The sequence below is a fragment of the Streptomyces cavernae genome (genome assembly GCF_004023625.1).
Lineage (GTDB): Bacteria > Actinomycetota > Actinomycetes > Streptomycetales > Streptomycetaceae > Streptomyces > Streptomyces cavernae.
In genome coordinates this window covers 253,021-272,289 of record NZ_RPDJ01000016.1, presented here as the reverse complement: position 1 = coordinate 272,289, position 19,269 = coordinate 253,021, and the positions used below count along the sequence as shown (strand labels likewise).

Genomic DNA, 19,269 nt, shown 5'->3' with positions numbered 1-19,269 from the left:
GTGATCGATATCAGCGAGTCCGTGATGCAGTTCCTTCTGGCGTTCGTCGTCGTCGGCCCGCTCCTCGGCGCCGCCGCGGCTCTGCTGCCCGCCCCGCCCGGGCTGAAGGGGAAGTCGCCCGAGCAGGCCGTGCTCCGGCACGGCGTGACCGTCACCGGCGCCATCCTCATCGCCGCCGTCGTCCTCGCACTCGGCTTCGACCACGACCAGCCGTCGAAGATGCAGGCCAGCACGGACATCAGCTGGATCCCGGCGCTGGACGTACGGATCCATCTCGGCATCGACGGCATCTCCCTCCCCCTTCTGGTCCTGACCGCGCTGTTGACCTTCCTCTGCGCGCTCTACTCCTATTTCAAGATGCCCGCGGGCCCCACCCCGAAGGCCTTCGTCGCCCTGCTGCTCGTCCTCGAGTCCGGCACCCTCGCGACCTTCGCCGTCCTCGACCTTCTGCTGTTCTTCCTCGCCTTCGAGATGGTCCTCATCCCGATGTACTTCCTCATCGCCCGCTGGGGCGGTGAGCAACGGACCCAGGCGGCCTGGAGGTTCATCCTCTACACCCTGCTCGGCTCCGTCGTGATGCTGCTGGGCCTGCTGCTCATCGGCCTCAAGTCCGGCACATTCGACATGGTGGCACTCGCCACTGACAACGACCGCCCGCTGACCACATCCGTGCAGGTCATCGCCGTTTTGGCGATCGGGATCGGGCTTGCGGTCAAGACGCCGATGTGGCCGCTGCACAGCTGGCTGCCGGACGCCCACACCGCCGCCCCGACCGTCGGTTCGGTCCTGCTGGCCGGTGTGCTGCTGAAGATGGGTACGTACGGTTTCGTGCGCATCCTGCTGCCGGTGGCGCCGGACGGCATGCGGACCTTCGCGCCCTACCTCGCCGCCTTCGCCGTCGTCGGGATCATCTACGGGTCCCTGGCCTGCCTCGCCCTCGCCAAGCAAGGCGCGAAGGGCGATCTCAAACGCCTGATCGCCTACTCCTCCGTCGGTCACATGGGCTTCGTCCTGCTCGGCATCGCGACGATGACCACCACCGGCGTGAACGGCGCGCTCTTCGCCAACATCGCCCACGGCCTCATCACCGGTCTGCTCTTCTTCCTGGTCGGCGCGCTGAAGGACCGCACCGGCACCACCGACCTGGACACCCTCGCCGAGGAGACCGGCGCGGCCCTCTACGGCAAGGCCCCGCGCCTCGGCGGCCTCCTCGCCTTCGGCGCGGTCGCCTCCCTGGGCCTGCCGGGCCTGGCCGGTTTCTGGGGCGAGATGCTGGCGCTCTTCGGCGCGTTCCGACCGGCCGACGGGCTCAGCCGCCCCGCGTTCCTCACCTTCATGGCGATCGCCGCGTTCGGCACGCTGCTCACCGCCGCGTACCTGCTCGTCGTCGTGCGCCGCGTCTGCATGGGCGCGATCCCGCAGGACAGCCCGAAGCTCGCCGACGTACAGACCTACGAGTTCGCGGCCTGGACCCCGCTCGTCGCCCTCACCGTCGTCGCCGGACTCTGGCCGAAGGCACTCCTCGGCCTGACCGACCCGGCCGTGCAGCAGCTCCTCGCAGGAGGCACCCGATGAGCTCCCAGGCCCACGCCCAGGACCTGGCCCAGTCCGTGGTCCAGTCCGTCGACTGGCTCGCGATCGCGCCGCCCACCATCGCGGCGGTCGTCGGACTCGCCGTCCTCGTCGCCGACCTCTTCGTCGGCGACGGAAAGAAGGCGCTGCTCGGCTGGATCTCGGTGGCGGGTCTCGCCGCCTCCGCCCTCATGCTGCTGCCCCTGGTCGACGGAGACCGGGCGACCTTCTGCCTGACCGGCGACGCGGACGTCTGCAGTTACACCGCGGACCGCTTCACCCTCGTCATCCAGTTCCTGGTCCTCGGCGGTGCCCTCCTCGCCGCCCTGCTGTCGGTCACGACCCTGAAGGACGCCGGCCGGAGACTTCCCGAGGGAGAGTTCTGGTTCCTGCTGCTGTCCTCCGCCGCAGGCGCCGCCCTCCTGCCCGCCTCGCGGGACCTGGCCACCCTCGTCGTCGCCCTGGAGGTCGCCTCCCTGCCGGCCTTCGCGCTGGTCGGCATCAGATACGGCGACCGCAAGTCATCCGAAGCGGCCCTGAAGTTCTTCCTGTCCTCCGTCACCGCGACGGCGGTGAGCCTCATGGGCATCAGCTTCGTCTACGCGTCCACGGGCACCCTCTACCTCACCCAGATCGCCGACAGGATCCAGCAGGTCGACGGACAACTCCAGACACTCACCCAAACGGGTGTCGTACTCACTCTGGTGGGCTTCGCCTTCAAGACGGCGGCCGTGCCCTTCCACTTCTGGGTGCCCGACACCTACGTGGGGGCACCCCTGCCGGTCGCCGCCTACCTGTCGGTCGTCGGAAAGGCTGTCGGCTTCTCCGGGCTGATCCTCGTCACCGTCGTGGCGCTCCCCTCGTACGCCGACGCCTGGGGCCCCGCCCTCGCCGTGCTGGCCGCCCTCACCATGACCGTCGGCAACGTCGGTGCCCTGCGGCAGCAGTCGACGCGCGCGTACAGCGCCGTCCGGCTGCTCGCCTGGTCCTCCGTCGGCCAGGCCGGCTACCTCCTCGTGCCGATCGCCGCGGCCGGATACACCCGGGACGCCGACCGGGCCGTCGGCTCCACCGTCGCCTACGCCCTGATGTACGCAGCCGTGAACCTCGGTGCCTTCGCGGTGGCCGCGCTCGTGGCCCGGACGAGCCCCCACAACCGCATCAGCGACTACCGGGGCCTGTACGCCTCCCGCCCTCTGACAGCCCTCGTCCTGGGCTTCTTCCTGCTCTGCCTCGCCGGCCTGCCCCCGGGCGTCATCGGCCTCTTCGCCAAGGTCGCCGTCTTCTCTGCGGCCGTCGACGCGGGACTTGGCTGGCTCGCCGTCGTCATGGCCGTGAACGTCGTGATCGCGCTCTTCTACTACCTCCAGTGGACGGCGCTGCTGTTCCGCGCCCCCGAGGGAGAACCCGAGAAGCACCGCGTCCCGGCACCCCTCACCGCCGCGATCGCGTTGACCGCCGTCCTGGGAGTCGTCCTCTCCGGAGCACCCCAGCTGGTCCTCCGCTTCTCGGCGACCGCCCTCTTCTGACGCATCCGCACGCGCGTGCGGGGCACCCGGCACCGCACGCGCGCACGCCGCACACGCTCCGCCGTCACCCGGACGGCTCAGGGGCGCCCGTGCGCGCACAAGGGAACTAGTGCTCCCTGCCTGGCGTTGACCAGTGCGGGAGGGTCCACTGAGAAGTGGCGTCAACAGCATCCGCAGACAAAGGGTTCCCTGCCGCACGACTTGGAGGGCGTACCGTGCACCGCCGGCACAACGGGCTCAGGACCGCCGTACTCCTCGGGGGACTGTCCGCACTCATCATCCTCATCGGCAGCCTCTTCGGACGGATGGGCCTGATCGTCGCACTCGTGATCGCGATCGGCACGAACGCGTACGCGTACTGGAACAGCGACAAGCTGGCGCTACGGGCGATGCGCGCCCGCCCGGTGAGCGAGTTCGAGGCCCCGGCCCTGTACCGCATGGTCCGCGAACTCTCCACCCAGGCCCGCCAGCCCATGCCGCGCCTGTACATCTCGCCGACGGAGGCACCGAACGCGTTCGCGACGGGCCGCAACCCACGCAACGCGGCCGTGTGCTGCACCGACGGGATCATGCGGATCCTGACCGAGCGTGAGCTGCGCGCCGTCATCGGCCACGAACTGAGTCACGTCTACAACCGGGACATCCTGATCTCCTCGGTCGCCGGAGCGCTGGCCTCGGTCATCATGTTCCTGGTGAACTTCGCCTGGCTGATCCCGGTCGGCCGCTCCGACGACGACGACGGCCCCGGCATCCTCGGGATGCTGCTGGTCCTGGTCCTGGGCCCGATCGCCGCGACACTCATCCAGCTCGCCATCAGCCGCTCCCGGGAGTTCGAGGCCGACGCCGACGGCGCCCAGCTCACCGGCGATCCGCTGGCCCTCGCGAGCGCCCTGCGCAAGCTGGAGGCGGGTACCAAGCAGCTGCCGCTGCCGCCCGAGCCGCGGATCGAGACGGCAAGCCACATGATGATTGCGAATCCTTTCCGCCCCGGCCAGGGACTGGCGAGGATGTTCTCCACCCACCCGCCGATGGCGGAGCGCATCGCCCGGCTCGAACAGATGGCAGGTCGGCAACGATGAAGACAATCCTCAACATCATCTGGCTGGTGCTGAGCGGCTTCTGGCTGTTCCTGGGCTACCTGGCCGCGGGACTGCTGCTCTGCATCACCATCATCGGCATCCCGTTCGGCGTCGCGGCCTTCCGAATCGGCGTCTATGCCCTGTGGCCCTTCGGCTACACCACGATCGAGCGACGGGACGCGGGCGCTCCCTCCTGCGTCGGCAACGTCCTGTGGCTGGTCCTCGCGGGCTGGTGGCTCGCACTGACGCACATCGTCACCGGTATCGTCCAGTGCCTCACGATCATCGGCATCCCCCTGGGCATCGCCAACTTCAAGCTGATCCCGGTCTCGCTGCTCCCGCTCGGGCGCGAGATCGTGCCCACCAACCAACCCTTCGTCCAGAGCTGGTAGAGCGGCGCAGGGGGTGGGGCCGCCGAAGTACGTCCTGCTGTCGTACGACGCCGGCTACGAGTCCGACGGCGAGGACGGATACGAGGAGACGTGGGCGCTGTGCGCGGACGCCGAGGACCTGTTCGGCGACCCGCCGCCGCCCTCGCGCGGGATGTACGAGCTCCTCGGATGCGCGCCCGTGGGCCAGTTGGACGCAGCCCTCACCCGGGCCCGGACCGAGGGCTCGGCGCCCCTCGGCCTGCTCGTCCTGGAGATCCTCGACAAGAACGGTGAGCGGGCCGGCGAGTGGTGTCTGGAGGACGTGCGCGTCCTCGGCGACCGCCCGTGCGCACGTGACCTGTCACGGTGCGACGTCACCATCGAGGCACACCGGTCGGCGGAGTCGTCCGACCATCCGCACCGTCCGCCGCTCTCGCCGGGCTACCGGCTCCGCGGTGCGAAGGGCGAACCGTGGGGCATGTGCCGGGATTTGGCGCAGATCGGCGAGGAACAGCTCGACCCGCTGGAGCCACCGCTGCGGCTGCTGGGCTGCGCTCCGCAGGGAGCGCTCCGGGCGGCGCTGGACGCGGGGGTCGAGGACCTGGGGCACGCGAAGGTGGTACGGATCGATACATCCGGCCGTGCCGTCGAGATGGCGGTCGAGGGGGAGCTCACCGCGTGGATCCCGTCCGCCCGGGGCCGCGGCCTGATCGACCTCACGCTCGAACCATGGTCGGAACGCCCGCCGAGGGCGGCGGCCGAGGTCTGGGAGCTGTGGTCGCATGGGCGGCCGGCGGAGCCCAACCTCTGGTCACGGTGCGGATTCGAGGGCCGTGAGTTCTGGCTCGGTACGGCCCATCACTTGCGGGACCGCGGCAGGGACGACGCACCGCCGGGCGCCACGTACCACCTCGAAGGCCGGCACATCATCGACCTGCCCGGCTTCTTCTGCGCGCTGGGCGAGGCGGTGAACGGGCCCGGCGGATACTTCGGCCGGGGGCTTGCCTCCCTGAACGACTGTCTTCGCGGAGGCTGGGGCGCAACCCGCCCCTTCACCCTCGTCTGGCACGACGCACCGCACGCCCGCCGCTGCCTCGGGGTGGCCCCGACCGTTGTCCGACCGTGGACCTACGAGGAAATCCTGGAGTTCCTCGACGAGGAAGGCATCGAGGTCCGCCTCGCCTGAATGCCCTTCCTGGGCGGGTCCGAAGAGATCGTCCGGGTGGGTCTGAGGAGGTTGTCCACAGGCCGCCCGATTGTCAGTGGTGTCCCCCATCATGAATCCATGACCGAGAACGAGCAGTTGCTGAGCCGGGTGGCGGACGCCGCCCGCACCAACCGGCCGTGGGGCTGGCCGTCCCTCCCCGCGCCGGTGGACCCGGCCACGGTCGCCCGTGCCGAGTCGGCCCTCGGCTTCGGTCTGCCTCCGCTGCTCGCCGCGCTCTATCTGCGGATAGGCGACGGCGGATTCGGTCCCGAGTACGGACTGCTGCCCCTGCTGGACAGCCCGCCCTCCGGCGAGCCCGCCGCCGTCCGCCAGTACCTCGCCAACCGCGAGAACGCCCGCCAGGACCCCGACTGGCCCTGGCCGGAAGGAGTACTGCCGATATCCCACTGGGGCTGTGGAATGTACGCGTGTGTGGACTGCTGCTCCCCGCTGGCCACGGTCCTGCTCTACGAGCCGAACGCCGACGATTCCGCGCACTCCTGGTACGTGGACGCACCCGGCCTCACGGACTGGCTGACCGCCTGGCTGGATGGGACGGGCTGGTACGAGGAGTCCAACGACGGCGCGGATTTGGAGCCGTGGGCGGACTTCTGGGTACGCACGCGATCCGCGCAGGTCCAGTGAGCCGGGTCGCCCGGGTCCGGTGAGGGTACGTTTTCCGCACCTGAACCGCACAGTCCCTCGGTCGCCAACTGCCGGTCGGAGACCCGTGTCCGCCCGGCCGGAGCCCCGTAGTCCGCCGGCCGCGGACCACAGGTAGTCCGCTCCGCTGCGGCCCGCACAGCCCCCGCTCAGACTCCCGTAGCCCGCCCCCGCCCGGCGGACCCCCGTCCGGCCCACCAGCGCCGAAGCCCGTACGCCGCCGCCCCCACGGCCAGCACACCCGCGCCCACGACCACCGACACCCCCGGCAGCGCGAACGCCAGTGTCACGCATCCCACGAGGCCGAGCGCGGGCACCACGCGCGCGGCCGGGGCCGAACTCAGTGTCCAGGCCGAGGCATTGGCCACCGCGTAGTACGCCAGCACCCCGAAGGAGGAGAACCCGATCGCGCCCCGCAGATCCACCGTGGCCGCCAGCAGTGCGACCACCGCCCCCACGGCCAGCTCCGCCCGGTGGGGCACCTGGAAACGCGGATGCACCACGGCCAGCCGACCCGGGAGGTGCCCGTCGCGGGCCATGGCCAGGGTGGTGCGCGAGACACCCAGGATCAGAGCCAGAAGAGAGCCCAGTGCCGCGACGGCGGCGCCCACCCGTACCACCGGGACGAGACCGGGCACGCCCGCCGCCCTTACCGCCTCGGCCAGCGGCGCCGCGGCGTCCCCCAGCCTGCCCGCCCCCAACACGGAGAGGACGGCCACCGCGACGGCCACATACACGAGAAGGGCGATACCCAGGGCCAGCGGGATCGCACGCGGGATGGTCCGCGCCGGATCGCGCACCTCTTCGCCGAGCGTGGCGATGCGCGCATAGCCGGCGAAGGCGAAGAACAGCAGCCCGGCCGCCTGCAGCAGCCCGCCCGCGCCCCCGGACACCCCGACGTCCAGGCGCCCGGCTTCAGGCGAGCCGAGGCACACGACCACCACGGAAGCGAGGACCACCAGGACCACCGCCACGATCGCCCGGGTCAGCCAGGCCGACTTCTGGATGCCTCCGTAGTTCACCGCGGTCAGTGCCACCACGGCCGCGACCGCCACCGTGTGCGCCTGCCCCGGCCACACGTACGCGCCCACGGTGAGCGCCATCGCCGCACACGAGGCCGTCTTGCCGACGACGAAGGACCAGCCGGCCAGATAGCCCCAGAAGGCGCCGAGCCGCTCGCGGCCGTAGACGTAAGTGCCGCCGGAGGAGGGATAGCGGGCGGCCAGCCGGGCCGACGACATGGCGTTGCAGTACGCGACGACGGCGGCGAGACCCAGCCCGAACAGCAGCCCGGATCCGGCGGCATGCGCCGCTGGAGCCAACGCCGCGAAGATCCCGGCGCCGATCATCGAACCGAGACCGATCACCACGGCGTCACCGACGCCGAGACTGCGCCGCAGTTCCACACCGGAACGTGGCGGAGCCGGCTGTTCCGCGCCCGACTGGGTCATGGTGGCACCCTACTGATCAGTGCAACCGGTCCGCACCGGGCAGACGTCCTCCCAGGCAAGAGGGCATGAACAGTTGCGTGAGCGATGGTCCCCTGCTCGTCCGAAGACGAGAGCAAGGGGAGTGAACACAGCCTGGCCGAAACATGATCACAGGCCGGGCACAGCAAGGAGAGGCAGGGTCCGAGGTATGAGCATCGTCAGCTGGATCGTCCTGGGGTTGCTGGCCGGCGCCATCGCCAAGTTCCTGCTGCCCGGGCGCGACCCGGGCGGCTTCATCGGAACGACCGTCATCGGTGTCGCCGGTGCCTTCATAGGCGGCTGGATCTCCGCCCGCTGGCTGGACCACCCCATCAACAAGGAGTTCTACGACAGCGCGACCTGGGCGGCGGCGATCGGCGGCTCCCTCGTGCTGCTGATCGTCTACCGCCTGCTGTTCGGCAACTCCCGCGACTGACACGGGCCGGGCGAGGAGGCCGAGATCGGCCAACTGCTCCACCGAGTCCTCCAGTTGCCCCGGTGTGCCGCTGCGAAGGCCGGTGCGGCTCCGCCCGCGTGGGCAGCGCCCCGCCCGGCGGACTCACCGAGCCCGCGGGGCGGCAGCCGTTCGGCTAGCGGTAGTTCACGAACTGGAGCGCGAAGTCGAACTCCTTGCCCTTGAGCAGCGCGATCACGGCCTGCAGGTCGTCCCGGCTCTTCGAGCTGACCCGCAGTTCGTCGCCCTGCACCTGGGCCTTCACACCCTTCGGCCCTTCGTCACGAATGATCTTCGCCACCTTCTTGGCATTCTCCTGGGAGATGCCCTCCTCGATGGAAGCGAAGATCTTGTACTCCTTGCCGGAGAGCTGCGGCTCACCGGCGTCCAGCGACTTCAGCGAGATACCGCGCTTGACCAGCTTCGTCTCGAAGACGTCAAGGATGGCCTTCACCCGGTCCTCGGAGTTCGCCTGCATCAGGATCTTGTCGCCGGACCAGGAGATGGAGGCTCCGACGTTCTTGAAGTCGTAGCGCTGGGAGATCTCCTTGGCGGCCTGGTTGAGGGCGTTGTCGACCTCCTGCCGCTCGACCTTCGAGACGATGTCGAAACTGGAGTCGGCCATGTCCTGTGGCTCCTATCGGGGTGGGTGGGACGCGGCCACCGGTCCCGGCCGCATCATCGGTAAAGCCTAGCCACCCGTCCGCACCCGAGTGCCGATCAATCGGGTGGCGGAGCACCCCTGTGCATCGGGTATCGTTTACGTCGTTGCCACGGAGCACCGCCGAACAGCGGCTCCGCGATCAACACCCCCGGCGGTGTGCCCGAGCGGCCAAAGGGAGCAGACTGTAAATCTGCCGGCTCAGCCTTCCCAGGTTCGAATCCTGGCGCCGCCACTCTGGGAAAGACCCCCTCTCATCTGCGGAGACGCGGAGCGGAGGGGGTCTCTTTGTTTGGGGTTCGCGCGGTGCGCTGGGGGCGTCGGGGGATGGCCGACTGCGGGCGAGTCCGGGAACGGTGATGTGTTTCACGCCCGGGCGCTCAGCCCCCGTCTCAGCCACTCCCTCTTCCCCTCGGTCTCGGTCTTCTCTTGTCCTGTCGGTCTGGCTCGGTATCGGTCTCCGTCTCCGGCTCGGTCTTGTCCGGGTGTGGGCCTCACTGCGGCGGGAGCCATACCGGTCCGGCTCCTCATTCCCGATGCCGATCCCGGCTCCGGCTCCGGCTCGTGGGGCGTGAGGTGTGAGGGCGGACGCCCCCGTGGGCGCGGTGTCGCCCCCGCCCAGTCGGCATCGTCGCAGTCCACGGCGCTGCCAGGAATAGGCAGACGAAATGATTGGCAGTTGAGCAGCGAGTATTGAAGCAGTAGACCCGATGAAACGCACGGATCTATCACCCGAATACCGCACGGCGTCACTCGAATGCCCCGCACCTGGGTTAAACCCGATGTCGTTGTGGGGGATATGACGACAGCAGAGCTGCGTAACGGACTGTCCGGGCGGTACCTGGCCGGCGCGTTCGAAGGAAAGGAACAGTTGGGCGACTGGGTGCTGTTCCCGGCTCCTTCGTATTCCTCGGAAGATACCTCCGCCGTTCTCCAGCGAGGCAAGGAACGGGTACTTCTGCAGCACACGGCGGTTGCTCTGGAGGAACTCCTGAGAAAGCTGACGGAGCTCGAGGACAATCTGATCCAGCTTTCGAACAGCGCTCCCGCCCGCACGCAGAACGAGCTGTCCAGGCAGGGTCTCCATGTATGAGGGTTACTCCTCTGCCCTCACTGACGGACAGGGCGACAACCTCTACGACGCGTGGCTGAACTCCCCCCGCTTCAGCGGCGACGTCTTCGCTGACGGACAGCCGATGGCCGCGGTCCACGGCATGGACGTGCCCCAGTGGGATCCTGCCGAGGAACTGGCCTATCTGCTGCGCGGGAGCATGCTCGACGAGCCGTCGGTCGATCTCGGCGTCCACCAGGACGAGCCGACCGTCACCGCCACCCTGACGCAGCCGGTGGTCGGTACTGCACAGCCGGTGGTCGGTACCGCGCCACCCGTGGCGGGTGTTCCGCAGCCGGCCGTCGGCACCTCGCAGCCGGTCGTCGGCGTCGACCACACCTGTACCCGGCCGCCCGGACGCCCCCCGTATCCCGCTCCCGCCGGACACCGCCGCGCGCGGCGCAAGCTACGGATCGTGTCGCTGCTGCGGACGGCGAGCTTCTCGATCGGCGCGCTGTCCGCCGTCATCGTGGCCATGGTCAGCGTCTTCGGCGGGATCGTCGCCTACGCCCCCCTGCGTGACGCGGCCACCGACTATGAACTGTCCGCCGATGTGGTCCGCTGGTGGCCCCTGCTGGTCTACGGGCCGTGGATGGTGGCCTCGCTGTCGATCCTGCGCGCGGCCCTGCACAGGCGCCGCGCGGTTCACTCGTGGTGCGTGGTGCTCTTCTTCTGCTGTGTCGCCGTACTCCTGTGCGTCGTGCAGGCTCCGAGGACGGTCACGGGGATGGCGGCGGCCTGCCTGCCATCCCTGGCCGCGCTGACCTGCTTTCAGCAACTGGTTCGGCAGATCACCCTCACCAAGCCGCCCCGGCAGACCGCGCCGCGCCACCGCCAGGGCACGCCACGCCATCGCCAGTCCACGGCTTCTCCCGCGCATCGGCACGAGGAGGCGGAAGCGGCACGACAGGAGCAGGTCGCCGCGCACACGCAGGGCTGCCCGGCGCATCCCAACGGTGCAGTGACCAGCACGCTGCCGAGGCACCACTCCACATCCGCGGGCCTGGGCGTCGGCGGCCGGGCGGCCGGCCTGCGGATGCAGTAACCGGCGGTAGCTATTAGCTATCTCGGCACACTTTCTACGGAAATTCCGACGAGGCAATTCCGACGAGGCAATTCCGCGGCAATACCGCGGCATTCTTGTGCGTGCGCTCCGTAGCTCTGTGCATCGTTGTGCGCGCACTCCGCGGTGGGCAGGGCCCGCGACCCCAGTGGTGGTCGCGGGCCCTGCGGGTGCTCAGGCGGTCTGCCCGCGGCGGTCGTCGGGCCCGTGCGCTACTCCGCCCATCCGAGCCTGTTCCATGCGGCCTGAAGACGACCGATGTCTCGAACGAAATCCTCCAGAACGGGAGACGAAAACCTCAGGGGGATTTTCTGGCTGCCCCGCTGGAGAAAACCCCCCGCACCGTCAGGAAATCGGACCGGGGACGGAGTGAAAGTCCACTGTCCCATTCGAGCAGTGCGAAATCCGGGGCCGTGCAGTGACTGTCGGCAGTTCCCGGTGCGGCCACCCCATGAATTAGTCATGCTCCTCAAAACGAGCGAGCCCCTGATTCCGGTATCCGGCAACAAGGTGATTCACGCTCGTCGCGGACGGGCGGCGCATATGAACGCCAGTGAGACGCCCGGCAGTTGCCTGCTTCAAGGCCGCCGGGAGAGCCGGTGTCAGAGCTGGAGAGCGCTGTCAGTGCCGGCGGGCACACTGTGCGCATGTCGTCCCGTCGCAGGAACTGTCCCGAGTGTCACCGCGAGATCGCCGTCGTCGCGGGCCGCTTCGCGCGGCACGATCCGCCGGGAGCGGGCGGGGGACTGGTCTCGTGCCCGGGCTCCAGGCGGTACGCGCAGACGGACGCCGCGACACAGCCGGAGCTGGACGGATACGTCGTCCCGGAATTCCCCGGCCAGCTGCCGCTGTTCTGAGCGGCCGGCACGGGGTCGCTCAGTTCCCGGCGACCGACTTCACCGCCACCGAGATCGGCGTCGAACCGCTGATCACTTCCAGGGTGAGACCGGCCGTGGCTGGTGTGTCCACCAGTTCCGCGAGGGCCGCGGCGACGTCGTCCCGGGGGATCGAGCCGCGGCCCGTGGAGGCCTCCAGGCGTACGAGACCCGTCCCGGGTTCGTTCGTCAGGGCACCGGGACGCAGGATCGTCCAGTCCAGGGACGTGCGGCGCACGTATTCGTCGGCCTCGCCCTTCGCCCGCAGGTACACGTCGAAGACCTCGTCCCCGGGGTGCTTCGGATTCGCGCCCATGGACGACACCACGACGAACCGTCGCAGGCCCACCCGGTGCGCCGCGTCCACGCACAGGATCACCGCGTCCCGGTCCACCGTGTACTTGCGTTCCGCGCCGCTGCCCGGACCCGCCCCCGCGGCGAAGACGAAGGCGTCCGCCCCCATGAGGTGCGCGGCGACCTCCTCCACGGACGCGGCCTCCAGGTCGCACAGGACCGGCTCGGCGCCGGACGCGCGCAGATCGTCGCCCTGTTCGGCGTGGCGGACGAACCCGGCGACCTCGTCCCCGCGCACAGCGAGCAGTCGTTCCAGCCGCAGCGCGATCTGACCATGACCTCCAGCGATGACAATGCGCATGTTTTCGACCGTACGCCCGAATGGGCGACTTCGCCGCACTGCTTCGCCAGACTCTTCGCCGCTCAGCTTCACCGCCCTGCGTAGCGGCACTGCTTCACCGCTCTGCGTCGCCGCACTGTTTCGCGGCACTGCTTCGTGCGCGTCCTGGCGGCCCTGACGACACCTGAATACGCGGGAAGAGACGTGAATACGCACGTTCTCGCCTGGATACGCGCACGTTCGGCGCTGAGGCGTCAGGATCCCTGGCCAGGCGCCCGCCCCTGCCGCGGCAGGTCCAGGGCCGCCGCGGAGCTGCAGTACTCCCGGACGGCACTCGTCCGCGCCACCACCCGTCCCCGGTGCACCACGATCCGGCTGTACGCCAGCGACAGCGCCCCCGTGAGCCGGTCGCCGCGTACGGCGAGCAGCTCGGCGGGGAAACCTGCCTCGACGCGCACCTCGGGAAGGCCCAGCGCGGCCCGTGCCTCGGAACTCACCGCGTCGTACGCCTCCTGCGCCCCGAGCCCGCCCCGCGAGGCCAGCAGATACGCCGCCTCCAGCGGATCCGCGCGCCCGACCGGGTTCGACACGTCCCGCAGCGCCCCGCTCCCGGCCGCGACCCGTACCCCGGCCGCCCGCAGCAGCCGTACCGGAGCCGTGCCGCGCCGGTCGACGCCGCCGCACCCGCCCTGCGGCAGACACACGACGGTGACGCCGGCCGCGGCGAGCTGGTCCGCCGTGCGCGAGGCCACGTCCGAGGGCAGCCGGCCGAGACCGCCACATGGACTCAGCGTGACACCGGGCCGCAGCCCGCCCGCCATAGCCGCAAGCCGTGCGAGGCGGGCCGGGTCGGCACCGTCCGTGTGCAGGTCGACCGGGCAGCCGTTCTCGGCGGCGAGGTCCAGCACCGCCTCCGCGTACCCCGTGGGATCGGGGTCGAGATCAGGGCAGCCGCCCACCACGGCAGCGCCCATCCGAACCGCGTCCCGCAGCATCGCCAGCCCGTCCGCCCCGGCCAGCCCGGTCAGCAGCCGGGGCATCGCCACGGCCGAGAGTTCGGCGAGACCGCGCAGCGCCCGGCGTGCCCGCAGCACGGCCTTCAGCGCGCCCAGGCCCTGCACATCACCGACGCGCACGTGCGACCGGACCGCGGTCGCTCCGTGTCCGAGCTGCAGCAGGGCGGCCTCGGTGATACGGCGCTGCACCTCCTGGCCGTCGTACGGGACCGGGCCCACGTCCGCCGAGAGGGCGGTGTCGCCGTGCGCGTGCGGCTCCGCCGGGGCCGGGAGCAGGAGGTAGCCGGCCAGGTCCACGCGGGCGGCGTGCGCGCTGAGGCTGCCGGCCGTGCCGACCGCCTCGATGCGTCCGCCGCCCAACCGCACGTCAACGGTCCGGCCGTCGGTGAGCCGTGCGCCGCACAGCAGCAGGGCACCGCCGTCGGCCTGCCCCGAGGAGGCACTACCGGGCGAGGAGCCCGACGGGGGCGGTGAGGGCTGCGGCTGGCTGTCGGGCATCGCGCTCCTGGGGCTCGAGGTCGGCCGCGCGCGACCGGATTATCAAGATCACGCCGAGTGGGTCGAGCCTAGGGTGGGGATCCGTTCGCATTGAGGAGGAGCGAAATAGTCGTACCGGCGTGGCCCGCGCCGCCACCCGCGCTGCCCGGGTCCCCCGTCGGCGTTGCCCTGGGTCTGCACCGGTATCGCTCTGGGTCTGCACCGGTATCGCTCTGGGTCTGCACCGGCGCCGCCCGCCCGCACACCGGCGCCGCCCGCCCGCACACCGGCGCCGCCCGCCCGCACACCGGCGCTGCCCGCCCGCACACCGGCGCTGCCCCGGCTCCTGCAGCTCCAGCGGCTGTTCCCCCGAAGCTCCAGCAATCCCTCCGAAGCTCCTGCAACTCACTGCGTCTCACGCAGCTCACCCAGCTCCGGCATTCCCTGGCCCTCCCCTGCCGAAGAGGTGCCGACGGGGCCCGAGTGAGCTCGGGGAACGCGCGGGGGAACGGGTTGGGGACAGCCGGGAACAGGCCGGGGCGGGAGCCGCGAAACGGATTTGGGCGAACGGTGGGCGACCGTGTAATGTCTTCATCGCTCGCCCCAATAGCTCAGTCGGCAGAGCGTCTCCATGGTAAGGAGAAGGTCTACGGTTCGATTCCGTATTGGGGCTCTGGTGTGAGAGGTTCCCGCCGCGAGGCGGGGCCCGATCGCATCACAGCGGTGTAGCTCAGTCGGTAGAGCAAGCGGCTCATAATCGCTGTGTCACCGGTTCAAGTCCGGTCACCGCTACTCACAGTAGCCGATTGTGGGGTCGGTCCTTCGATCGGCTACTCTTTCTTGCGTTAAAGAATCCCATCCGTTCGTCAAGGAGCACTCACGTGGCTGCCACCGACGTCCGCCCGAAGATCACGCTGGCCTGCGTGGAGTGCAAGGAGCGGAACTACATCACCAAGAAGAACCGGCGTAACAACCCGGACCGTCTTGAGATGAAGAAGCACTGCCCGCGTTGCAACGCGCACACCGCGCACCGCGAGACGCGATAAATCAGGCTCGTACACGAGGCCGTCCCCGCTACGGGGGGCGGCCTCGCGTCGTTACACCGTCAGATCCGGACATCGTCAGACCCTGACACCGTCCGATCCGGACATCCCAGATCCGGCAGAGCCGGCGGACCGCCCAGCCGGTCACGACCGGCAGGTCCAGCGGTTGACATACCAGTACGACCGGCAAGTCCAGCGGTTGACATACCAGGAGGTGCCGAGCCCATGGCGCTCGACCAGTCCTTCGTGGGGCGTTCCTATCCGCCCACCGACCCCTACGAGGTCGGCCGGGAAAAGATCCGCGAGTTCGCCGAGGCCGTCGGGGACACCAACCCGGCCTACACGGACCCGGAAGCCGCCAGGGCCCTCGGTCACCCTGATGTGATCGCCCCACCGACCTTCGTGTTCACGATCACCTACAAGGCCGCGGGACAGGTGGTCCAGGACCCCCAGCTGGGGCTCGACTACAGCCGAGTGGTGCACGGCGACCAGAAGTTCAGCTACACCCGCCCGGTCCGCGCCGGCGACCGGCTCACCGTCACGTCGACCATCGACACCATCAAATCGCTGGCCGGCAACGACATCCTGGACATCCGCGGGGAGGTCCACGACGAGGCGGGTGAGCACGTGGTGACCGCCATCACCAAGCTCGTGGCGCGCGGGGAGGGCTGACGATGACGGCGAAGATCGCATACGACGACGTCGAGGTCGGCACCGAACTCCCCCCGCAGACCTTCGGCGTGACCCGGGCGACCCTGGTCCAGTACGCGGGCGCCTCCGGGGACTTCAACCCGATCCACTGGAACGAGAAGTTCGCGGTCGAGGTCGGCCTTCCCGACGTGATCGCGCACGGCATGTTCACCATGGCCGAGGCGATCAGGGTGGTCACCGACTGGGTGGGCGACCCGGGTGCGCTCGTCGAGTACGGCGTCCGTTTCACCAAGCCGGTCGTCGTCCCGAACGATGACAAAGGGGCCACGATCGAGGTCGGCGCCAAGGTCGCGGCCAAGCTGGACGACAAGACCGTGAGGGTCGATCTCACGGCGACGAGCGAGGACCAGAAGGTGCTCGGCATGGCTCGGGCGGTCGTCAGGCTGGCCTGACCGGTCCTGCTTGGCAGATAACGGCTGGTAAGGGGCACACCGCAATGGCGGGTGCCCCTTACGTCGTTCCGCGCGCACGTCGTTCCGCGCGCACGTCGTTCCGCGCGCACGTCGTTCCGCGCGCACGTCGTTCTGCGCGTACGTCGTTCCGCTCAAACGCCGTTCGGCGCACGACATGAGCCATTCCGCTCGCTGTTTCGCGGGTATGCCGCGCCTCGATCACGATCACGATCACGATCTCGCGAGCACCGCCTCCGCCTCCGCCTCCTCTCGCCTCAAGCCCCCTTGACGTAGTTAGTGATTGAGTACTAACTTCGCGGTATGGCCAGGATGAGTGCGGAAGAGCGGCGTGAGAGCGTCATCCGTGCGGCGATGAAGGAGTTCGCGCGGGGAGGCTACGAGGGCACGTCCACGGAGGCGATCGCCAAGCGTGTGGGTGTCTCGCAGCCCTATCTCTTCCGGCTCTTCCCCGGCAAGAAGGCGATCTTCCTGGCGGCGGCGGAGCGCTGCTTGGAGGACACCCGCAGGCTCTTCGCGGAGGCGGCCAAGGGTTTGGAGGGTGAGGAAGCCCTGCATGCCATGGCCGAGGCGTACACGGCGTTGATCGTCGAGGAGCCCGAGCGGCTTCAGATGCAGTTGCAGACCTATGTCACGGTCGCGGCCGCCGAGGCGGCGGGGGACCACGAGTTCGGCGAGATGGTGCGAGCAGGCTGGATGAGGCTCTGGGACGAGGTGCACCTGCCGCTGGGGGCCGATGTGAGTGAGACCACGACCTTCCTGGCGTACGGGATGCTCGTCAACACCCTCGCCGCCATGGGGTTCCCGCCGGAGCACCGTGTCTGGGACGGGCTCTATGTCTCGGCCCGGGTCAAGCGGGGTCTCGGGGACGAGTAGGCGGGTGGGGGCTTCACCGCTCGCTGCTGCGTTGCTTTATGACCGCAGAAGTTAGTCAGTGATAACTAATCTCAGTGACCAAGACGCTCTGGGGGAGCGATGTCCCAGCAAGGACGACCGCAAGAAGCACCACAGAACGCACGGCAGAACGCCCAACGGAACGCCCAACGGAACGCCCAACGGAACGCCCCGCAAGAGGCACCGCAGGCGGGGTCGCGCGGGCGAGCCGTATGGGCCCTCGTAGTCACCAGCACGGCCGGGTTCATGGCGTCGCTCGACAACCTCGTCGTCACTACTGCCCTGCCGTCCATCCGCGAGGACCTCGGGGGAGCACTGCCCGACCTTGAGTGGACCGTCAGCGCCTACACGCTCACCTTCGCCGTGCTGCTGATGTTCGGCGCGGCCCTGGGTGACCGGTTCGGCCGGCGCAGGCTCCTCCTCGCCGGGCTCGCGGTTTTCACCGGTGCCTCCGCCGCGGCGGCCCTGGCGCCCGGTATCGACTCGCTGATCGCCGCACGCGCGGTGCAAGGGGTGGGCGCAGCGATCATGATGCCGCTGACCCTGACTCTGCTCACCGAGGCGGTCCCGGCCGCGAAGCGCGGGATGGCCTACGGGATCTGGGGCGCCGTCAACGGGCTCGCCGTCGCCTCCGGGCCACTGATCGGCGGCAGTCTCACCGAACACGTCTCCTGGCAATGGATCTTCTGGCTGAACGTCCCGATCGGACTCGCCCTGCTGCCGCTCGCCAGGCTGCGCCTCACGGAGTCCTACGGCACCAGGGCCCCGCTCGACGTCCGTGGCACGCTGCTCGCCAGCGGCGGGCTCTTCGGGGTCGTGTACGGGCTGGTGCGGGCGCCCGTCGACGGCTGGACCAGCGAACTCGTCCTGCTGGGACTGTTCGCGGGCGGGGCGCTGCTCCTCGGCTTCGTACTGCACGGGATCCGCGCCGTGAATCCCATGCTGCCGATGCGACTGTTCCGCTCCCGAGCCTTCTCGGGGATCAACGCGGCGAGTCTGCTGATGTTCCTGGGGATGTTCGGCTCGATCTTCCTGCTCAGCCAGTTCATGCAGGGCGTGCTCGGCTACTCGCCGACCGAGGCGGGGCTGCGGATGCTGCCGTGGACGGGGATGCCGATGCTCGTCGCGCCGGTCGCCGGCTATCTGGCCGACCGGATCGGGGGCCGTCCCGTCGTCGCTGTGGGGCTCTTCCTGCAGGCCGTGGGGCTTGGGTGGCTGGCCTCGGTGGTGGCGGTCGGCGTCTCGTACGGGGCGCAGCTGCCCGCACTCGTCATCAGCGGCGTCGGCATGGCGCTGTACTTCGCCCCGGCATCGCACCTGGTGATGTCCAGCGTGCGGGCCGAGGAGCAGGGGATCTCCTCCGGCGCCAACAACGCGCTGCGCGAGGTGGGCGGAGCGCTCGGTATCGCTGTTATGTCGTCGATCTTCTCGGCGCGGGGGAGTTACGCGACGGCGGGGAGCTTCGTCGACGGGCTCCAGCCGGCGCTCTGGGTGGGTGCGGCCGTGGTGGCCGTGGCCGGGGTGGCGGCCCTGCTCATCCCGCGGAACCGGGGCGCCGCGGCGGTCGTCGCCGTCACGGAGCCCGCTGCGACACCGCCAGTGCCCGCCGGGGCCGTGAACTGAGTCCCGACTCCCGGTGACCGGCGCGAACCCCGCCTTGTCTCCCAAGGGCAGCCCGCCTCCGCGGTGGACGCGGAGGCGGCGCCGACTGCGACGCGCGAGGGCGACAGTGACGACAACAGCTACAGCAACCGGGACAGCGGCGCGACAACAGCGACAGCAACGGGGACAGCGGCGGCAGAGACGTAGGCGGCGACGCGCGGCGACGGCAGCGCGCGGCGACGGCAGCGAACAGGACCCCTCGCCTGGCCCGCCTTGCTTGCCGCCGCCTGGGCTGGGCCCGAGCTGCCGCGCTGCTGGGTCCCAGGAGCCAGCCGGCGGCCTGCTGGCCCGACGGGCCCAGGCTGCTGGCCCCGACGACCCGGGCTGCTGAGCCCGAGGGGTTGGGCCGCCGGGCCGCTGGACCCCCA

18 protein-coding genes, 3 tRNA genes and 1 pseudogene are annotated in these 19,269 nt (G+C 69.9%); 18 read left to right on the top strand and 4 right to left on the bottom strand.

Features of this window, described 5'->3' with window-relative positions:
- The 6 genes from EF387_RS27360 to EF387_RS27335 all read left to right on the top strand — a co-directional run bounded on the left by EF387_RS27360 (position 1) and on the right by EF387_RS27335 (position 6,403).
- The gene (locus EF387_RS27360; RefSeq protein WP_128379248.1) at positions 1 to 1,575 is read left to right on the top strand and encodes an NADH-quinone oxidoreductase subunit M; all 1,575 of its coding nucleotides are present in this window, start codon (positions 1 to 3) and stop codon (positions 1,573 to 1,575) included.
- Positions 1,572 to 3,101 carry an NADH-quinone oxidoreductase subunit N gene (locus tag EF387_RS27355; protein ID WP_128379247.1) on the top strand — a complete coding sequence of 510 codons (1,530 nt, stop codon included), beginning with the start codon at positions 1,572 to 1,574 and terminating at the stop codon, positions 3,099 to 3,101. Before EF387_RS27360 ends, EF387_RS27355 begins: the two co-directional genes overlap by 4 nt.
- Positions 3,102 to 3,316: 215 nt before the next feature.
- Positions 3,317 to 4,180 (top strand): zinc metalloprotease HtpX, encoded by an 864-nt coding sequence (htpX, locus tag EF387_RS27350; RefSeq protein WP_128379246.1) that lies wholly within the window; start codon positions 3,317 to 3,319, stop codon positions 4,178 to 4,180.
- The gene (locus EF387_RS27345; protein ID WP_128379245.1) at positions 4,177 to 4,572 is read left to right on the top strand and encodes a YccF domain-containing protein; all 396 of its coding nucleotides are present in this window, start codon (positions 4,177 to 4,179) and stop codon (positions 4,570 to 4,572) included. The genes htpX and EF387_RS27345 overlap by 4 nt, the downstream gene beginning before the upstream one ends.
- A gap of 13 nt (positions 4,573 to 4,585) precedes the next feature.
- Positions 4,586 to 5,737 (top strand): barstar family protein, encoded by a 1,152-nt coding sequence (locus tag EF387_RS27340; protein WP_128379244.1) that lies wholly within the window; start codon positions 4,586 to 4,588, stop codon positions 5,735 to 5,737.
- Between the two features lie 99 nt (positions 5,738 to 5,836).
- Entirely contained in the window at positions 5,837 to 6,403 is a 567-nt protein-coding gene (locus EF387_RS27335) for an SMI1/KNR4 family protein (protein ID WP_128379243.1), read from the top strand.
- Positions 6,404 to 6,570: 167 nt separating this feature from the next.
- On the opposite strand, the gene EF387_RS27330 is transcribed toward EF387_RS27335, so the two are convergent.
- Positions 6,571 to 7,872 carry an APC family permease gene (locus tag EF387_RS27330; protein WP_128379242.1) on the bottom strand — a complete coding sequence of 434 codons (1,302 nt, stop codon included), beginning with the start codon at positions 7,870 to 7,872 and terminating at the stop codon, positions 6,571 to 6,573.
- Positions 7,873 to 8,059: 187 nt separating this feature from the next.
- Here EF387_RS27330 and EF387_RS27325 point away from each other — a divergent pair, with 187 nt between their 5' ends.
- The gene (locus EF387_RS27325; RefSeq protein ID WP_128379241.1) at positions 8,060 to 8,326 is read left to right on the top strand and encodes a GlsB/YeaQ/YmgE family stress response membrane protein; all 267 of its coding nucleotides are present in this window, start codon (positions 8,060 to 8,062) and stop codon (positions 8,324 to 8,326) included.
- A 154-nt stretch (positions 8,327 to 8,480) separates the two neighbouring features.
- Here the strand turns inward: EF387_RS27325 and EF387_RS27320 are convergent, their stop codons facing one another.
- Positions 8,481 to 8,969: a YajQ family cyclic di-GMP-binding protein gene (locus EF387_RS27320; protein WP_128379240.1), complete on the bottom strand. Its 489-nt coding sequence runs from the start codon at positions 8,967 to 8,969 to the stop codon at positions 8,481 to 8,483.
- A 189-nt stretch (positions 8,970 to 9,158) separates the two neighbouring features.
- Here EF387_RS27320 and EF387_RS27315 point away from each other — a divergent pair.
- The 4 genes from EF387_RS27315 to EF387_RS27300 all read left to right on the top strand — a co-directional run bounded on the left by EF387_RS27315 (position 9,159) and on the right by EF387_RS27300 (position 12,036).
- Positions 9,159 to 9,240, top strand: a tRNA-Tyr gene (locus EF387_RS27315).
- 522 nt (positions 9,241 to 9,762) lie between these two features.
- Complete coding sequence (locus tag EF387_RS27310) at positions 9,763 to 10,098, top strand: hypothetical protein (protein ID WP_162467220.1); 336 nt, start codon at positions 9,763 to 9,765, stop codon at positions 10,096 to 10,098.
- Positions 10,091 to 11,161 carry a DUF2637 domain-containing protein gene (locus tag EF387_RS27305; protein WP_238431724.1) on the top strand — a complete coding sequence of 357 codons (1,071 nt, stop codon included), beginning with the start codon at positions 10,091 to 10,093 and terminating at the stop codon, positions 11,159 to 11,161. Before EF387_RS27310 ends, EF387_RS27305 begins: the two co-directional genes overlap by 8 nt.
- A gap of 665 nt (positions 11,162 to 11,826) precedes the next feature.
- A complete protein-coding gene (locus EF387_RS27300; protein ID WP_128379238.1) occupies positions 11,827 to 12,036 on the top strand; it encodes a hypothetical protein in 210 nt (69 codons plus the stop codon).
- A gap of 19 nt (positions 12,037 to 12,055) precedes the next feature.
- Here EF387_RS27300 and EF387_RS27295 read toward each other — a convergent pair whose 3' ends face one another.
- Both EF387_RS27295 and EF387_RS27290 read right to left on the bottom strand, forming a co-directional pair.
- Positions 12,056 to 12,709 (bottom strand): SDR family oxidoreductase, encoded by a 654-nt coding sequence (locus EF387_RS27295; protein WP_128379237.1) that lies wholly within the window; start codon positions 12,707 to 12,709, stop codon positions 12,056 to 12,058.
- 233 nt (positions 12,710 to 12,942) lie between these two features.
- Complete coding sequence (locus EF387_RS27290) at positions 12,943 to 14,202, bottom strand: amidohydrolase family protein (protein ID WP_128379236.1); 1,260 nt, start codon at positions 14,200 to 14,202, stop codon at positions 12,943 to 12,945.
- A gap of 579 nt (positions 14,203 to 14,781) precedes the next feature.
- Between EF387_RS27290 and EF387_RS27285 the strand changes: the two genes are divergently transcribed.
- The 7 genes and pseudogenes from EF387_RS27285 to EF387_RS27255 all read left to right on the top strand — a co-directional run.
- Positions 14,782 to 14,854: transfer RNA gene (locus tag EF387_RS27285), tRNA-Thr, on the top strand.
- Between the two features lie 46 nt (positions 14,855 to 14,900).
- Positions 14,901 to 14,973 (top strand) — tRNA-Met (locus EF387_RS27280).
- Positions 14,974 to 15,062: 89 nt separating this feature from the next.
- A complete protein-coding gene (gene rpmG, locus EF387_RS27275) occupies positions 15,063 to 15,227 on the top strand; it encodes a 50S ribosomal protein L33 (RefSeq protein ID WP_003948671.1) in 165 nt (54 codons plus the stop codon).
- Positions 15,228 to 15,449: 222 nt separating this feature from the next.
- Positions 15,450 to 15,896 (top strand): MaoC family dehydratase N-terminal domain-containing protein, encoded by a 447-nt coding sequence (locus EF387_RS27270; RefSeq protein WP_128379234.1) that lies wholly within the window; start codon positions 15,450 to 15,452, stop codon positions 15,894 to 15,896.
- Between the two features lie 2 nt (positions 15,897 to 15,898).
- On the top strand, positions 15,899 to 16,327 hold the full coding sequence (locus EF387_RS27265) for a MaoC family dehydratase (RefSeq protein ID WP_128379233.1): 429 nt from the start codon (positions 15,899 to 15,901) through the stop codon (positions 16,325 to 16,327).
- 321 nt (positions 16,328 to 16,648) lie between these two features.
- Positions 16,649 to 17,221, top strand: coding sequence for a TetR/AcrR family transcriptional regulator (locus EF387_RS27260; protein WP_128379232.1), 573 nt, complete (start codon positions 16,649 to 16,651; stop codon positions 17,219 to 17,221).
- Positions 17,222 to 17,437: 216 nt separating this feature from the next.
- A pseudogene (locus tag EF387_RS27255) lies at positions 17,438 to 18,862 on the top strand (DHA2 family efflux MFS transporter permease subunit); the annotation flags it as partial.
- Between the last annotated feature and the right edge of the window lie 407 nt (positions 18,863 to 19,269).

What these genes read in the sequence shown, in the direction of transcription:
- EF387_RS27300 (WP_128379238.1), top strand. Translation starts at nt 11,827, where the DNA reads ATGTCGTCCCGTCGCAGGAACTGTCCCGAGTGTCACCGCGAGATCGCC.
- EF387_RS27310 (WP_162467220.1), top strand. Translation starts at nt 9,763, where the DNA reads ATGCCCCGCACCTGGGTTAAACCCGATGTCGTTGTGGGGGATATGACG.
- EF387_RS27270 (WP_128379234.1), top strand. Translation starts at nt 15,450, where the DNA reads ATGGCGCTCGACCAGTCCTTCGTGGGGCGTTCCTATCCGCCCACCGAC.
- EF387_RS27355 (WP_128379247.1), top strand. Translation starts at nt 1,572, where the DNA reads ATGAGCTCCCAGGCCCACGCCCAGGACCTGGCCCAGTCCGTGGTCCAG.
- EF387_RS27325 (WP_128379241.1), top strand. Translation starts at nt 8,060, where the DNA reads ATGAGCATCGTCAGCTGGATCGTCCTGGGGTTGCTGGCCGGCGCCATC.
- EF387_RS27290 (WP_128379236.1), bottom strand. Translation starts at nt 14,202, where the DNA reads ATGCCCGACAGCCAGCCGCAGCCCTCACCGCCCCCGTCGGGCTCCTCG.
- EF387_RS27265 (WP_128379233.1), top strand. Translation starts at nt 15,899, where the DNA reads ATGACGGCGAAGATCGCATACGACGACGTCGAGGTCGGCACCGAACTC.
- EF387_RS27335 (WP_128379243.1), top strand. Translation starts at nt 5,837, where the DNA reads ATGACCGAGAACGAGCAGTTGCTGAGCCGGGTGGCGGACGCCGCCCGC.
- EF387_RS27305 (WP_238431724.1), top strand. Translation starts at nt 10,091, where the DNA reads ATGTATGAGGGTTACTCCTCTGCCCTCACTGACGGACAGGGCGACAAC.
- EF387_RS27320 (WP_128379240.1), bottom strand. Translation starts at nt 8,969, where the DNA reads ATGGCCGACTCCAGTTTCGACATCGTCTCGAAGGTCGAGCGGCAGGAG.
- EF387_RS27295 (WP_128379237.1), bottom strand. Translation starts at nt 12,709, where the DNA reads ATGCGCATTGTCATCGCTGGAGGTCATGGTCAGATCGCGCTGCGGCTG.
- EF387_RS27345 (WP_128379245.1), top strand. Translation starts at nt 4,177, where the DNA reads ATGAAGACAATCCTCAACATCATCTGGCTGGTGCTGAGCGGCTTCTGG.
- EF387_RS27330 (WP_128379242.1), bottom strand. Translation starts at nt 7,872, where the DNA reads ATGACCCAGTCGGGCGCGGAACAGCCGGCTCCGCCACGTTCCGGTGTG.
- EF387_RS27260 (WP_128379232.1), top strand. Translation starts at nt 16,649, where the DNA reads ATGGCCAGGATGAGTGCGGAAGAGCGGCGTGAGAGCGTCATCCGTGCG.